This is a genomic window from Scardovia wiggsiae F0424 (assembly GCF_000269605.1).
GTDB classification, from domain to species: Bacteria; Actinomycetota; Actinomycetes; order Actinomycetales; family Bifidobacteriaceae; genus Scardovia; species Scardovia wiggsiae.
Genome location: NZ_AKCI01000001.1, coordinates 1,457,855 through 1,474,013, shown reverse-complemented (window position 1 = coordinate 1,474,013; position 16,159 = coordinate 1,457,855). Strand labels below are relative to the sequence as shown.

The 16,159-nt window shown below is 48.0% G+C and carries 10 protein-coding genes and 1 CRISPR repeat array; of the genes, 2 read left to right on the top strand and 8 right to left on the bottom strand.

Annotated features, from left to right (window positions below):
- Positions 1-68: 68 nt before the first annotated feature.
- The 6 genes from HMPREF9156_RS0106425 to HMPREF9156_RS0106400 form a co-directional block, all read right to left on the bottom strand.
- Positions 69-1,082 carry a LacI family DNA-binding transcriptional regulator gene (locus tag HMPREF9156_RS0106425; RefSeq protein ID WP_007147956.1) on the bottom strand — a complete coding sequence of 338 codons (1,014 nt, stop codon included), beginning with the start codon at positions 1,080-1,082 and terminating at the stop codon, positions 69-71.
- Between the two features lie 170 nt (positions 1,083-1,252).
- Positions 1,253-3,268: a CRISPR direct-repeat array (repeat unit 36 nt; unit sequence GTGGTCTACCTCATTGATCTGACAGACATCTGAAAC).
- 27 nt (positions 3,269-3,295) lie between these two features.
- On the bottom strand, positions 3,296-3,964 hold the full coding sequence (gene csn2 / locus HMPREF9156_RS0106420) for a type II-A CRISPR-associated protein Csn2 (protein ID WP_007147955.1): 669 nt from the start codon (positions 3,962-3,964) through the stop codon (positions 3,296-3,298).
- Positions 3,961-4,266, bottom strand: coding sequence for a CRISPR-associated endonuclease Cas2 (gene cas2 / locus HMPREF9156_RS0106415; protein WP_007147954.1), 306 nt, complete (start codon positions 4,264-4,266; stop codon positions 3,961-3,963). The genes csn2 and cas2 overlap by 4 nt, the downstream gene beginning before the upstream one ends.
- A gap of 11 nt (positions 4,267-4,277) precedes the next feature.
- The gene (gene cas1, locus HMPREF9156_RS0106410) at positions 4,278-5,144 is read right to left on the bottom strand and encodes a type II CRISPR-associated endonuclease Cas1 (RefSeq protein ID WP_007147953.1); all 867 of its coding nucleotides are present in this window, start codon (positions 5,142-5,144) and stop codon (positions 4,278-4,280) included.
- A gap of 188 nt (positions 5,145-5,332) precedes the next feature.
- The gene (cas9, locus tag HMPREF9156_RS0106405; protein WP_007147952.1) at positions 5,333-9,748 is read right to left on the bottom strand and encodes a type II CRISPR RNA-guided endonuclease Cas9; all 4,416 of its coding nucleotides are present in this window, start codon (positions 9,746-9,748) and stop codon (positions 5,333-5,335) included.
- A 164-nt stretch (positions 9,749-9,912) separates the two neighbouring features.
- Positions 9,913-10,821: a rhomboid family intramembrane serine protease gene (locus tag HMPREF9156_RS0106400; RefSeq protein WP_007147951.1), complete on the bottom strand. Its 909-nt coding sequence runs from the start codon at positions 10,819-10,821 to the stop codon at positions 9,913-9,915.
- A 329-nt stretch (positions 10,822-11,150) separates the two neighbouring features.
- Here HMPREF9156_RS0106400 and HMPREF9156_RS0106390 point away from each other — a divergent pair, with 329 nt between their 5' ends.
- On the top strand, positions 11,151-11,369 hold the full coding sequence (locus tag HMPREF9156_RS0106390) for a hypothetical protein (RefSeq protein ID WP_007147950.1): 219 nt from the start codon (positions 11,151-11,153) through the stop codon (positions 11,367-11,369).
- Between the two features lie 291 nt (positions 11,370-11,660).
- On the opposite strand, the gene HMPREF9156_RS0106385 is transcribed toward HMPREF9156_RS0106390, so the two are convergent.
- A complete protein-coding gene (locus tag HMPREF9156_RS0106385) occupies positions 11,661-14,153 on the bottom strand; it encodes a glycogen/starch/alpha-glucan phosphorylase (RefSeq protein ID WP_007147949.1) in 2,493 nt (830 codons plus the stop codon).
- A 301-nt stretch (positions 14,154-14,454) separates the two neighbouring features.
- On the opposite strand from HMPREF9156_RS0106385, the gene HMPREF9156_RS0106380 reads away from it, so the two are divergent.
- Positions 14,455-14,868 (top strand): sterol carrier family protein, encoded by a 414-nt coding sequence (locus HMPREF9156_RS0106380; RefSeq protein ID WP_017147594.1) that lies wholly within the window; start codon positions 14,455-14,457, stop codon positions 14,866-14,868.
- Positions 14,869-15,241: 373 nt separating this feature from the next.
- On the opposite strand, the gene HMPREF9156_RS0106375 is transcribed toward HMPREF9156_RS0106380, so the two are convergent.
- Entirely contained in the window at positions 15,242-16,078 is an 837-nt protein-coding gene (locus HMPREF9156_RS0106375) for a DapH/DapD/GlmU-related protein (RefSeq protein ID WP_007147947.1), read from the bottom strand.
- Positions 16,079-16,159: the final 81 nt, after the last annotated feature.

Sequence of the window (16,159 nt, the reverse complement as noted above, 5' to 3'; positions counted from 1 at the left end):
ATGTAATATTAATATATGGAATATATACACAATTTACCAGAGTACCAAAGCACGGGCCGGACAGCGGATCAGCTTCGCGGTATGAAGCTGTCCCGCACTGCCAGTTCTGTAGTAAGCAGCAGATGGCGGCGCAGATGACGCTCATGTTTCAATCCGTCAATCAGCGTAGATAATGCCATGCGCGCCATCTCATACTGATCAATCACGTACGAGCTCAATGGCGGCGACGTGTAACGGGCAATTGACTGGCCGTTAACGCTTACTACCGCCAGCTCATCCGGCACAGCTATACCCATCGCATTCAGCTGCTGCAATGCACCCACTGCCAGCACATCCGCCGCTACGATCAGGCCATCCGGCATTGTACTGCCGTTATTTCCGTTACCGCGACGGTCTGTGACCAGACGCTCAGCCAGACGGCGCCCATTTTCCACCGTAAACTTGCCCGATGCGTATACCATGCCTTCCACATCAAGCCCCAAGTGTGCAGCCCATTCGCGGAATGCAAGTTCGCAGAGATCCTGCGGATAATTATGCAGCCCCATAATACTGCCTATACCGCCAAGGAATGCGACACGCCTGCGCCCCGAGGCGACCATTGCGTCCAATGCATCCAGCATTGTCTGCGACAGATCCGGACGTACGGAGTCGAACAGATGCGGCGCGGGGTTTGTATCTACGCATACACCGTGAGGAAGTACCGCATGAAGGGCCCGCAGATCATCCGCAGGGAACACCTTCTCACCAACTGTCACGAATCCGTCAAACTCAGATGCCCGCTTTGTCAGTTCACGGATCGAATGCACGAAAGTTGGCCGATCCAACCCCATTGAATCTGCGCATTCCAACAGCACTTTCCGGGATTCAGAGAAATACGCATCCTGCAATTCCTCGCCGAGAGGCGGCGCATCCAGCACTGCAACCGAGGGGCGGAACACATTACGGTAGCCCAGCTCTTCGCAGACCCGGAATATCCGCCGTCTCGTCTCCTCCTTGATGGAGAAAGACGGGTCATTCAACAAACGCGACACCGTACTCTGCGATACCCCGGCCCGTTCTGCAACCTCCCTGAGCGTGACCATGATAACCTCCTGCACACTTCAGTAAAAATTTTTACCTCAGCATAACCCAAAATATATGACGATGGCGACAGTAATGCCGAAGCTGCCGGGAACCTTCCTGAACCTGTTGGTTTACTGGTATTTTAGCTTTTAGGAACTATAATTAACTGGGTGTATTCCGTTACTTGCACGTGGTCTACCTCATTGATCTGACAGACATCTGAAACATTGACTGTGCCCACTGCTGGTCCCTGGTCGTGGTCTACCTCATTGATCTGACAGACATCTGAAACCCTAGGCTGACGGGTATTATTTCGTCTATTGTGGTCTACCTCATTGATCTGACAGACATCTGAAACTCGAATGTGGACAGGTCTACGGTGCTAATAGTGGTCTACCTCATTGATCTGACAGACATCTGAAACCCTCGTCAGTGGTGGATAAGGATACTTTATGTGGTCTACCTCATTGATCTGACAGACATCTGAAACGCTCGCGCTGCGCCTGGAAATCCTCTACGCGTGGTCTACCTCATTGATCTGACAGACATCTGAAACACGCTCCTCAGCTGAAGCTAATTCCTTATCGTGGTCTACCTCATTGATCTGACAGACATCTGAAACCATTTCGCTGATGGTGGTGTCGTATTTTTTGTGGTCTACCTCATTGATCTGACAGACATCTGAAACCGATTATTGTTCCGATAGGATTCGCCGCTAGTGGTCTACCTCATTGATCTGACAGACATCTGAAACCATTTGCCTGATGTGATCCGCCCGGAGATCGTGGTCTACCTCATTGATCTGACAGACATCTGAAACACACCCCAACCTCACCAGCATAAAAATAGAGTGGTCTACCTCATTGATCTGACAGACATCTGAAACTCACGGTGATAATGCTGATAAGCAGGCTTAGTGGTCTACCTCATTGATCTGACAGACATCTGAAACATCTTGTTGAGGTCGCTTGACATCATGAATGTGGTCTACCTCATTGATCTGACAGACATCTGAAACACAAAAAACAAAAAAAGAAAACAAACAACGGTGGTCTACCTCATTGATCTGACAGACATCTGAAACGCTCGCGCTGCGCCTGGAAATCCTCTACGCGTGGTCTACCTCATTGATCTGACAGACATCTGAAACACGCTCCTCAGCTGAAGCTAATTCCTTATCGTGGTCTACCTCATTGATCTGACAGACATCTGAAACCATTTCGCTGATGGTGGTGTCGTATTTTTTGTGGTCTACCTCATTGATCTGACAGACATCTGAAACCGATTATTGTTCCGATAGGATTCGCCGCTAGTGGTCTACCTCATTGATCTGACAGACATCTGAAACCATTTGCCTGATGTGATCCGCCCGGAGATCGTGGTCTACCTCATTGATCTGACAGACATCTGAAACTACTGAGTGCAAGCTGTTCTAAATCGTTGAGTGGTCTACCTCATTGATCTGACAGACATCTGAAACATTCATCTTCAAAGGCCTCCACGACAACACGTGGTCTACCTCATTGATCTGACAGACATCTGAAACTCACGGTGATAATGCTGATAAGCAGGCTTAGTGGTCTACCTCATTGATCTGACAGACATCTGAAACTTCGGATACATCGTCTCTACCAACTTCGGTGTGGTCTACCTCATTGATCTGACAGACATCTGAAACACAGAGGTTGCACTACAAAACAGTGAGTTTGTGGTCTACCTCATTGATCTGACAGACATCTGAAACACGCTGTAATGCTTTAATAGTGTCACGGCCGTGGTCTACCTCATTGATCTGACAGACATCTGAAACACATACGGTGCAGCCATTCCGCGTCATTAAGTGGTCTACCTCATTGATCTGACAGACATCTGAAACTCTATCGTCTCCTGCATACTCTTAAACGCTGTGGTCTACCTCATTGATCTGACAGACATCTGAAACCCCCACTGCCAAACACGAGTATTCCCAAGCGTGGTCTACCTCATTGATCTGACAGACATCTGAAACCAGTAAGTTGGCGGATTGGCCATTATCAGCGTGGTCTACCTCATTGATCTGACAGACATCTGAAACTCCTTATCGTCGATAGTGACCAGGTGCCAGGTGGTCTACCTCATTGATCTGACAGACATCTGAAACTACATCTACCGTAGTTATTTGTTCTGGCTTGTGGTCTACCTCATTGATCTGACAGACATCTGAAACCGATAGCCTTGAAGTATCCTGAGCAGTTCATGAGAACTGGACAAAATCTTCATCAACATAATAGCTTCTTTCGTCGCCGAACCTGAGCAGATGGTCAGTCCGCTCAAGGTAGAGCACCTGTAGTTCTTGTCTTTTAATATCTGATACTAAATATTCTAGCTGGTCATTAGTACAATATTCACTTATATGAAACAGCACAAGCATTCGTTTCTCTGACAAAGCTCCCGCAATATCAATAACTGCCTGTATCTCATCATAGAAGTTTTCGTACTCCGGCACGTCGACTGTCGGCTTAAAAATACTCACAAGATTTTTGGTGTCAAATTCCTGGTTCAACGCGATTGGCAGCATTGAATCCAGAGCTGCTTTATCCAGTACAGAAAATAACTGGGCGTGGATATTGTGAAGCGCTGCCAGCTGCTCATCATCAAATTCCCTGATATACGCAGATAGCAGCTGCTTTTTGAACCATTCATCATAATTGAGCATTCCAGCAATATCCCCGACCAGCAAAATCTCAGATTCCAGCTTTTCTATACGATTATTATCATCATCATAAAAATGCATCATTTCGTTCTTGCCTTTAATACCCTGCGAGAGCGAAAAGAATACACTCAACGAGTTTGTGCTAATAATATTCAGCCCCTTATCCAAATCAAAAGGCTCTAATGGAGGGATTGTGATTCGTGAGATCATATGACCACCGTCTTTGTATCGAAATTTGAAATATCTTTAACGCTCTCCCCTGCAAGGAATCTCATCCCTGCATATTGCTTTTCAGTCACGATAAGGGATTGGATAACGCCTCTAGGCGGAACGAAGGAGGCAACACGCGATTCCAGAAATTGCGCAGATTCACGTGTAGTAGCAATCCGCACATATACTGACTCCTGAATCATCAGGAACCCCTCCTCTATCAGAGACTTCCTGAACTGGCGGTAATTCCTCCGGTCTGCATCTGTTACTGTTGGAAGGTCAAAGAAAACCATTACACGCATAACCCTATACCTCATTGTATGAATCCCAACTCAGGCAGTTTTCCACTTCCGTCAAGGTAGCGGAGCGAATCCCTTACATACAACTCAATAAGATGTGAAAGATTCGTATTCTGCTCAGAGATCTCGTCCCTCAGCAACTCTACCAGCTTGACCTTAGTCCCGGGATTCAGCTCTTTTTCTTCAAGCTCATATATACGCTTATCAACATAAGGCCGGAACGGCTCCATCAGGTCGCATGCCAGGTTGAATGGGTTCTTGTCATTATCATGATGGATGCCGAGCTCAGATAGATATCCATATTGCGCCACCTGACGGCAAGTTTCCGATAAGATGATCGAATACCCGTAATTCAGGAGTGCATTCACAGGGTTTGAATCATCTCCTCTTACAAACTCATATGTAAACAGCCGAGGGAAGTACATGTGGGCTGCCACAGCTTCACGGTTATCCATATCACCCGCAGTAACCACAGATGCCAGCCTCCGGACCGTCTCCGCATCTTCGCAGTCAATTTCACTCAGCACATATGCCTGATGCGCAATTTTCTCTTGTACAATGCGCTGCCACAGCATATCTTTGAGTTCCTGATCCCATTGAAACTGTTTCCGTATATTGGCCACACGGTTCGTATTGATTTTATAAGGCAGGCTCTCCCCAATCGGCAAACCTTTAGAATCGCAAAATATCAGTTTGATATTACGCGCCAGGCATTCTGACATTGCATGTGTTGTGATGACTGCCCTGGTCGTTTCTACAACAATAATCGCAACATCATCCAGCGGCAACTGGAATGAATCATCATCCGTCAGGATAACCAGATGATTCATTTTAGCTGAGATTTTGGAATGCTTAGTTATAACAATATTCCGCCACGCCATGACCACCTCCAAAAACGTGATATACTAATAGAGGATTGTTGGTCACAATCTAAGGTCTAAATCATTGATCTGATAGACATGAATATTGAAATAAAGCAAGACTTCGGTCAAGCTTCACCGGGTCCTTTAGAGACTCAGCCTTAAGGCTTTAATCCCCCTCCTGAAGGAGGGGGATATTTTTATTCTTACTATTTCTGCTTATCCGCTTTTTCTTTGAGCTCTTTGACAGTTACCCTCTGCTCAAAAATACCAGACGGAGACTGATAGATAAAGGTATCTGAATCAGACAAAGTAAAGCCTGTTGGATTGCTTATTCTCCTCCATCGTGGCGAGAATCCAAATTTCTTGAATTCCTTCGCCTTTCCATCGTCAGAGTACTCCTTATCCCCATGCAACACCTTAACCAGACCTGCCAAGTTTGTATTCTCAGCATTAGCATGCAAAGCCTTAAGCAACCCGCCAAGCAGCTTCACTGCACTACCGAAACCATAATTTTGAGGATCCCTAAGGATTTCCTCCTGCTGATCTTTCGAAAGCTGATGCAACGGGAACTGACTCTCAGCTACCCGAAACACGGCTTCAAAAAGTTTCTGGATTCGTCGAAGAACATGCACGGTATCACTATCGTATCCCAGCTTATGAGCAGCATCTTCAATGTCTTTACTTTTAAGAATGATATCTATATCGTTATAATCATTCCGCGGCAGCCACATTTGCCTGGCTGTATTCAATTCACTCGCAGACTGGAGAGTAACAAGCGCATCTGAATAATCCAGCAGCTGCCCTGTAACTATTTTTGGTAGAAGGATTTTTGCACCAGATAAACCATGACTAGCAAGTATGCCATCCATCACAGAAACAGTATCATTTTTTTGATCGGCTACCGCAAGCAATGAAGCTTCCTGGGCAGTAATACTCACCAGTTTATTTTTCTTTTTATACTCAACGAGCATCATATATGCTGTAGAAGCGCCTGAAAATCCTCCGTAAAGCGAAGTGTCTCTACGCAAATTATCAAATTTTATTGATTTTGCGGAAGATTCCTTATGCCCGTAGCGGGTTTCATCATAAAGGGCGCGTGTTTTTACATCGCCTACCTTCTGCGTGATGAGCATCTTCTTATAGTTCATTACCTTACGGAGATACTCTGCATTAGTTTCAGACCATACGATCTCACCGGTACGATGATCCGTCCGTTTCTCATCATCCTTTGAACTCATAGAACCAACTACAAATCCAAATGCCGTACTCCTTTTCCTCTCTCCACGAGCTTTCGCATCGCGGAATTCCTGCAGATATTCAGCCAGATACATGTTATAAGCGTTAGAAGCACCATCAGTTACTTCACCGCCAGAAACGAAATGCCGGTTGAGCATAAACTGCCCAGCAGCTGAGATGCACAAGGCATCCTGTGCATGATGATAATCATTAATATCCCTGTTCTTATAGGGGAACCCCAAATATTTGCGCATATCGTGCGTAATGGAAGATTTAAGGGTCACAACATTTGTATCCTCACCGTAGTAAGTACGGAGAATCGTTGATACATTCTTCATGATCTGACGTGTTTCTACCAGCGACCGCTGCACAAAACGCTGTTTTTCGCGATCTTTAAAATCATCAACTCGCGTTAAGGCATCGTATTTCTTCTGGCTCATCAGACCGGCAGCAAGCAGTTTACCCCACAGAGGTCTCATATTCTTAATAAGATCAGGAGTATATAGATACGAGTCGGTTTTACGAGCGTTCTCTTTCCTGCTCACCAGTACACGATTATCAATAGAATCATCCTGCGTTAACGCCTGAGGAACAATATGGTCAATATCATACGCGGAGGAAAGGGAATCAATACTGATTTCTTTACCTGTATAGAGGTCTTTCCCGAGCTGGATATAGTACAGATATAATCTGTCCTCCTGCAGGTCCGCATCCTTTGTCTCATTCAGGCTCTTCCGCAAATCCTTGAGATCATTGAATTCCTTCTGGAGCGAAGGGCTGCCATACAATGCTTTAAGCCTGCTTAACCGTGAAACTGTACGCTGGCTTGCCTGCACTTCATCTGCCATCTCAATAAAAATACGCTGAGGCGGGTTGCCAATAGCCTTCGCAAGATCATCAATTACCCTTACAGCCTGTACTACACCACGTTTGACACGCGGAGACATCACTATACCTTCAAAAACGGATTCAAGCCTTGAAACGTCGGATTCTCCAGTTTCCCGATCAAGATTTTCGTTATCGATCCATTCACCGATACCAATCTTCTTATCACGGATTATTTCAATAAGGTTCAATGAATCGCCGCGCATAATATCAATAATGCTATGCTGGGTCCGCATAATCTCATTCTGCGAATGGATCTTATAACTGCCTTTCTTCGAAGTCAGCAATTTCCTGGAAAGTTTGCCCCAGCCCGTGTAGTGTATTTTAGCTAGTTGTTTACGCTGTTCAACGGTAAGGCTATCTATGAGGGAAAGCTGATGGGTTAAAGGCTCCCTATCTTCAAATACAGTCTGGACTTCAATGATCCTCTCCAATATGGCAGAGTTGCCGGAATCATCAACAAAGGCCTTCCCAAGTATTTTTTTGAGCGTAATATACGAAGACAGTGAGCTGGCAAACTTCTTCTCATCAGAAAGGCCAAAAAGCTGTACTTCTCCGCATCCCATTGAGCTGAGGCAATCCTCTGCCCTCTTTCTTGTGACTGTCTTATGCTCTTTGAACAGGTTTTCAATAAGAAATTCTTTCTGCTTATACGACAGGCGCTGACGGTTTTTATCACTCCAGTGATTGCCCTGACGTACATTGAGCCGGACATTATTCAGCTCACTGAGGACCATATATTCTTCATACAGCAATGAATGTTGAGGTAAAGTTGGCTCACCAAGCAGATAAGTGTCAGTCCCCGTCAGACGACTGATAAACCGGGCACCTGACTCATCCTTATCAACAACTTCATCAAAGTTCCACGGAGTAATAGCCTCGCCCCTCCCCGGATTCCTGGCCATCCAGTGATATGCAGAGTTACCGGAGCTATGTTCTTCCATATCCTCCTTGCTGACAAGCGGACCGACATAATACGGCACCCTGAATTTCAGAAGGGCAACAATTTTATTCTCCTCATAGCTTTTGCCTTCAGCCGTTTTGCGGATAAAGGTCTCAGCAAGGAACGGATAGTATTGCTTTTGATTCTCAATAATCCTGCGCAGCTCATTCAGATGGATCTGATACGGGATAACGCCATTATCAGATGATCTCTGAACTGGAAAAAGTTGCCCGTTATTGATGTCATTCTTGAGGCAGTTCTTCTGTTCCTCTGATAACTGGGAATCATCAATTAATTCGGTAAAATAATCATTTGCCTTTTTAATTAGATTCTGTTTTTGATCGGAATCACGGATCGGACTATCTTTCTTAGAACCTTCATCAGGACCTTTCTCAGGATCAGGAGGGTTCTTATACTGCCTGCCTGAAAGGTCCCCATACCATAGGTCAACTTCATCTTTATTTTCTTTTGTCCGTAATTCCTCTTTAATCAGCTTCCAATTTTTGCGGTGTTTTTCATACGATTCCACTTTCGCCTCAGATATAGTATGCGCATCACCTAATATCCCTTTCAAGGCAACTGCATCATAAACAGCGTGGATCCTGTCAACCAGCTCAATCTGAGTTTCATCAAGAAGCCCTGATCCTACTACCCCTCCATACTTCTCATCAAAATTGGAATCAGCGAATTTAAGTTTCAAATTATCTTTACTGTCTTTATCCAGGTTATCCAAGTTAAATATTTTCGAGAAGTCGGCAGTATTCCCCACAATTGCTCCGATAACCGCCTTGGCAGCATCTCTCATACCTTTAAGCTCATGTTTATCAACCCTTGAAACAGAAAAATCAAGTTTATCAAGAGTATCTTCGATCCTGCCAGACCGGCTTGTATGCTCATTAAGAAGTGCTTCTGATACGTCAGCAGGGGAAGCTTCAAAAATCGGGGTGCTTTCATCATAAGAATTATTAAGCTTTATAACATCCTTTATAAGCTCAACAAACCCCTCGGGATCAAACAGATTCTCAGAATTTATCTCGCCTTCCCTCAGAAAGTGGCCGCGATACTTAACGATATGGTGGATCGCAACATATATTTCACGGATATCATGCCGCTCCGTATCTTCCGTCAGTTTCTTACGCAAATGATAAATCGTCGGATAATCTTTATAAAACTGTTTATCCTGTTCTTTGGAACCAAAGATAATACTGCCATACCAGTTCTCATGGTTCTGTTCATCCTTCGGATGCACCCACGAATATTTCCTGCGTGCCAGGAAATTAGGATCAATCTTTGCAAGCTCAGAGGCAAACAGCGAGTCAAGCATACGCAAGCGCCAGCGGCGGCGGGACAGGCGCCGACGGGTCGTACGAGACTCGCGGCGGTTTTCAGCAGAGTTTGCAGGGTCAAACAGCCTTGCACCAATAAGTTCATGGCCGCGGGCACGGATAAGATGATAATCTTTATCCATCGCAACCCATCCGACTGAACCGTTGCCCAGATCCAGCCCTACACCGTAATCTATTTCGCCTTTATCATTCCGCGGCGCTTTGTAACCCATTTGAGGCTCCCTTGCTCAAAGTGTATATCTCCTAACAAGCACAAATATACTCTTAATCCTCAGAGGGCGCGCAGCATATTAAATATTTTTAACTGATTTTGCCGGGCTTACAACCAGTTAACACAATCAATAGATCAAGATAGGGAATACTATCGGCTTCCCCCCTACACCAGCCGCGGGCCTAAAAGCCCGAAAACCAGCCAGAGCACAACAAGCGCTGCGGACAACGCACTGCCGTAGATCCACATCCGCCTGCCGATGCTTTTAGCGCGGAGAGCCGGCAGCCCTGACGTCATAAGCCAGGCCAGGAAAGCCCCTGCAGCAGCCCCGCCTATATGGGCCTGCCACGCTACCCTTCCAAACATCATAGGGACGATCAGCACAAGCCCCAGGAAAATGATAAGGGCCAGATTGTTTGAACGCATCCCTGTTTGCATCCCCGATCGCACGCCCATTTTTGCTGAAGCCACTATCGCCGCGCCGAACAGCCCGAATATCGCGCCACTCGCACCGAGTACGGCCTCGAAATTCCCCGAACCGAAATACGTCCACCAGATAACATACATAACAGATCCGGCAAACCCGCTTATAAGATACAATGCGAGGAATTCCCAGTGCCCCAGCAGCCGTTCCAGCATCATCCCGCCGATATACAGTGAGATCATATTGAAGAGGATATGGCTTGGGTCCGGCACCGCATGCAGGAACAGGTTAGTCAGCATAGTCCAGGGGCGGCTGAAAGACAAACTGGGGATCAGCTCAGCATAGGACGCTGCTGATTCCAGAGTCTGTCTGCTGATGAAATACATGATTTCCTCAACAGCCCATATTAGCGTACACAACGCAATAAGGATCACCGTAATATTAGTGCCGCCGTTCTCCCAGTCGTACTTCCACTTCCGCAGGCGTACCTTGCGTTCAAAACTGCGCTGGCCCTTGTCCGGTCTGGGCGATCCCGGAAACCATCCATTGCCGCCGGTACGTGAGCCACGCGATGGTTCCTGGTATGGGTTACCGTTGTCCCGCACCATTACCGCCCTTCTGGCGGTACTTTCTGCCTTATTTTTCACCATACTTTTGCCTCCGATACCACCGCAGCTGCCGCTGCTGCCGATCCTGTTTTCTTGCGTATACGCGCTGCTGACGCCGCGGCTGTCCGCATATCCATACAGAGAATTTTACCGCAAAGGGCTAAGTACAAAAGGCTAAGAAGAAGGCGCAGCCATCCCCCACTATCTCGACACGCCGCGACACGCCTTTATTAACAAGGGTTAATTTCTGCAAAGATAAAAATTCAGGGCAATATCGGCGTGTTATTACGCATTCGCCACAAAATAAGAATAGAATAGTGGTATTGATGCAAAGGATGATCCTTACGCATCCCTTACAGAAAGGAGCCCTTATGGACGAACGCAAGTCCGGAAGCGGCTGGAAGTTTTTCGCATTGATTTTCGGCGCCCTGTTAGCCGGATTAGTTGGCTTTTATATCTATAAGCAGCAGAACCCTGAGTACGACCCATGGGAAGAACCGTGGGAGAACAGCTCATCACCAGTCGAGCTGGATCTTGACGATGAAGAGGAAAACGAAGCTGCTGAAGAGATCCAGGAAAAAGCTGAATAGTCAGGCGAACTTCTTCAGTACCAGTTCAGTACTGGTTAGTCCCCTGCCGCGGGCTAGAGGCCAATAATATAATCACATTAGATACAGTTTGGGGTTGCCCTCTATAGAGGGCAACCCCAAACTTTTTATCATCTGTCAGCCATCCTGATACCAGCTCAATTCCAGGCAGCCGGTACCAGAACAGCATCAGCAGGCTGTACCCGCAAAACTAGCCGCCCGCACTCACAGGCAGGGAAGAGATACCATGCAGGCGAGGCTGGACAGCAGGATGCCCGGCCTCTGTGCCTGCTGCTAATTTTCACGTGCTTTCAGCTGCGGATCCTCCGGAAGGGGGCCGGTCATCCATACACGCTCAAGATAATCTTCAATAGAGCGGTCTGAGCTGAAATACCCCGTACGCGCCGTGTTGAGCAGTGCCATGCGGAACCACTTCTTTTCATCAGCGTACGTTTTCTCGATCTCGCTCTGGATATCCATATAGGCTCCGAAATCGGCAAGCGTCATGAAGTAATCTTTGCTCAGCCAGTCATTGACGAGGTTCTGATAAGTGCTGCGGTCGCCCTCAGAGAATGTACCGTCAGCAACCATATCGATTGCACGCTTCAGGCGGGGATCGTTCTCATAATACTGGCGGGACATGCCCTTATCATAGCCTTCAGCATACAGGGCCTCGACCTCATCAACAGTCATGCCGAAAAGGAAGAAGTTCTCGTAGCCAACCCGTTCACGGATCTCAACATTCGCACCATCAAGAGTACCGACAGTAAGGGCGCCGTTAATGGCAAACTTCATATTGCCTGTCCCGGAAGCTTCCTTACCGGCCTGGGATATCTGCTCGTCAAGCTCAGTCGCAGGGATCAGGTTCTGGGAAAGCTCAATGTTGTAGTTCCATGGGAAAAGCACATTCAGCTTGCCCTGGATATCGGGGTCATTATTGATAACACGGGAAACATTGTTGATAAGCTGGATCGTTTCCTTGGCCATGGCATAGCCGGGCGCAGCCTTTGCCCCGAAAATCACGGTACGCGGAGTGAAGGTGTTCACATCCGTTTCGCCTGACTTCAGCGAAGCATAGCGGGCGATAACAGCAAGGATCTTGAGTGACTGGCGCTTATACTCATGCAAGCGCTTGATCATGGAATCGAACATGGTGTCAGGATTGACATCAAAACCATAATGCTCTTTTGCGAACCCAGCGAAATCGCGCTTGTTGGCACGCTTTACCTCAGCGAACCTATGCACGAACTCCCCATCATCCGCCAGCGGTACAAGGCCTTCAAGCTTTGACAGGTCAGAGATCCATGTATCTGTGCCCAGTCCTTCGGTGATCAGGTCAGACATACGCGGATTGGCAAGGCGCACAAAGCGCCGGGGGGTAACACCATTAGTAACATTTGTGAACTTGTTCGGGAAAAGGTCACTGAAATCACGAAGCGTCACATCTTTCAGAAGCTGGGAATGCAGTTCAGCAACGCCGTTAACATGTGTGCCGCCGGCAGTCGCCAGATAAGCCATGCGGACCTGCGGATCATCGCCGGAAGTCACGATCCTCATACGGTCGATCTTTGCACTGTCATCAGTCAGCGTCTGCAAAAGCGACACGAAACGCTCGTTGATCTGTTCAATGATCTCCATATGGCGCGGGAGCAGTTCCCTGATCAGGCGTGCAGGCCAGATCTCAAGCGCTTCAGGAAGAAGTGTATGGCATGTGTAGTTGAAAGTGCGCGTAGTGATATCCCACGCAGTATCCCAGTCATAGCCATATTCATCAATAAGGATACGCATAAGTTCCGGGATCCCGATTACAGGATGGGTATCGTTGAGCTGGAATGTGATCTTATTCGGGAAGGTAGCCATATCCGGCTTATCCTGCCCCGGATAGAAAGTACGGATAGCGTCGTGCAGTGAAGCGGCAACGAAGAAATACTGCTGCTGCAGGCGCAGGGACTTGCCCTGGGGGGTTGAATCTTCAGGATACAGGATCTTGGTTATATCCTCAGCCTTTACCTGGTTTTCTACAGCCTGATAATATTCGCCGCGGTTGAATGCGCGCAGGTCGATCTCATGGTAAGCCTTTGCAGTCCATAAACGCAAAGTATTGACACGGCCCGATTCATAGCCAGGTACAAGATAATCTACAGGGACCGCACGGACAGACCAGTCAGGATTCCACACACGCCTGCCGTTGTTATCCTCTACATGCCCGCCAAAATTAACGCGGACATCACGGTTATAGTCAGTATGGCCCCACGGGTTCTCGTTAGCAAGCCAGTAATCGGCGCGTTCGTACTGGCGGCCCTTATCATCGAATTCCTGGCGGAAAATACCGTACTGATACTGGATGCCGTACCCAAATGCGGGAACACCGATAGATGCCAGAGAATCAATAAAGCATGCTGCAAGACGTCCAAGGCCCCCATTACCCAGGCCCGGCTCAGGTTCAGCAGTGATCACATCGTGCGGGTCAAAACCCAGCTCAGCAACTGCTTTGTTAAACTGCTCTGTAAGGCCTGCATTGAGCAGAGCATTGCGAAGCTGGCGTCCCATAAGGAATTCAGCGCTCAAATAGCCCACGGCTTTGGTATTCCCACTGACCATATCTTCGCGGGTCTTTGCCCATGCATCCAACAGATGGTTGCGGACTGCGGTAGCTGCTGCTACATACACATCCTCAACTTTAGCCTCAGCTGGTTTAACTCCCTGCCCTTTAAGAAGATAGTCACGGATTTCATCCGCGAAAGCCTCAGCTGAGATCTGCTCATGAGGCGCAGTAATCTGTGTCATAACAATAATCCTTCTGTTGTTAACACATTCATATGCCTTGCCGCACACCTCGCTCCGCATAATGCCCCTGCCCTGCGGCTGGCACTGTACTGCGCAAAGTATGCAGCTTCGACAGCTATAGAAACCAGTCATTTCCATCTGCCGATTTCTACTGCTAGCGGACCAGGCATACAGTGCATACGCCCAGCCCAGCTTCTCATTATATTTCTTTTCTTAATTTTTTGCACGTTCTAACGCATGCAATACACGAATATTACACTATGCGCAGGAATGAGGCGGGACGGTGTGGCACAATCGTAATATGGCCGTGATCAAAGACTCTGATATCCTTGCGGGCGAACATGCCCTCCGCACATGGAAAAATGAAGCTTCCCGGCAGGCAGGACAATCCGCTGCCGGCATAGGGATAGCCCCGCAGCTGCCGCGGAAAGATTACGCGATGGCTGTAAGATACTCGCTGTTCCTTATGGAAAAACTGGCACCGGGCCCCGGTGTGGAGCTGCGTATAGCCCCTTACGCTGCAGTCAAAATACTCGAAGGCCCCAAAAGCGATCCGCATAACCTCACCCCTCCTGATGTTATTGAACTTGAGCCCGCAGTCTGGCTGCGCATGGCCTGCGGGTTCACAACATGGCAGGAGGAGAAAGACGCCGGGCATATCAGCGCAGTAGGGGTACGCGATGATTTATCGCGGTTCCTCCCCCTGCCGCTGTAAGCACTTTGGCAACCGCGCACAAAACCTCTGACACTCTCCGGATCAGCTTCTGGATCTGCCGTAACAAATAACACCCAACGCTGAACCAGCGCCCGATAACACCTGCTGTTCCATTCTGTCCAATGCACAGCTTCCTGACAGCTGCGGTGCTGTAAAAGGCAAACTCAGAAACCCAGCGGGCATAAAAAGACCTCCCATGCAAAACATGGGAGGTTGAGAGAGAAGAGAGAAGAAGGGTTCAGTTATCAGGTTTAACCTGGTCGGCAATGCCGACATAGATAACTATACAATAACTATGAGATTTTTCAACCTCACAATTTTTCGGCGTGTCGCATATATGCGCCTATATGCGTCGAAATACCTGCTCACGCCTTTAACGAGAACGATTTTGCGGCGTATAAAATACCTTCTGCCCAGAGCCAACAGACTGTGTAAGCCATACATTCGCGCCAATCACGCAGTCATCCCCTATCACCGTATCCCCGCCGAGTATGGTAGCGTTAGCGTAAATAGTGGCCCTGTCGCCGATATCCGGATGCCGCTTGCCGCCCTTGACCGGGTTCCCGCTGCTGTCCTTATCAAAAGAGCGCGCACCTATCGTAACGCCCTGATACAGCTTTACATGGGACCCTATACGCGCGGTCTCACCTATCACCACACCGGTGCCATGGTCTATACAGAAATATTGGCCAATCGAAGCCCCCGGATTGATATCGATCCCTGTTTTCTCATGTGCGAACTCAGACATGATCCTTGGTATATAAGGGATGCCCAGGCTGTAGAGTACGTGCGCGATCCGATAGATGAATGCGGCGTAGAATCCCGGATAGCATACGACGACCTCAGGAAGGGACGGCGCTGCGGGATCCCCGTTATAGATCGCCCGGATATCAGTCATCGCGTCTGATTTTATCTGCGCGAGACAGCCGAGGAAGCTGTCGCGGAGGCTTGCGCACTGGGAGCAGTCAAGGGAATGCATCTGAAGCGCGCGGTAGATCTGAGCCTCCATCTGCTCCGAAAGGGCCTCCAGCGCCTGGCCCTGATCCAGCCCTTTATAGTGGTAGAACTGAGGCAGCAGCACAGCCTGTGTAAGTTTTATCAGCGCAACAGTTTTCTTCCTGTCCGGAACCGCAATCGGCGTTTCCAGCTCCGAAGTATCTACGTTATTGACTGCTTCACGTATACGGTCAAGGTCTGCGTTATTGGACATAATACCCTTATACCAATCTGCATAGAGAAGCCGGCGGACGCCCTCCTTATAAAAAGGATGCCTGCCAGATGTGCCAAATAA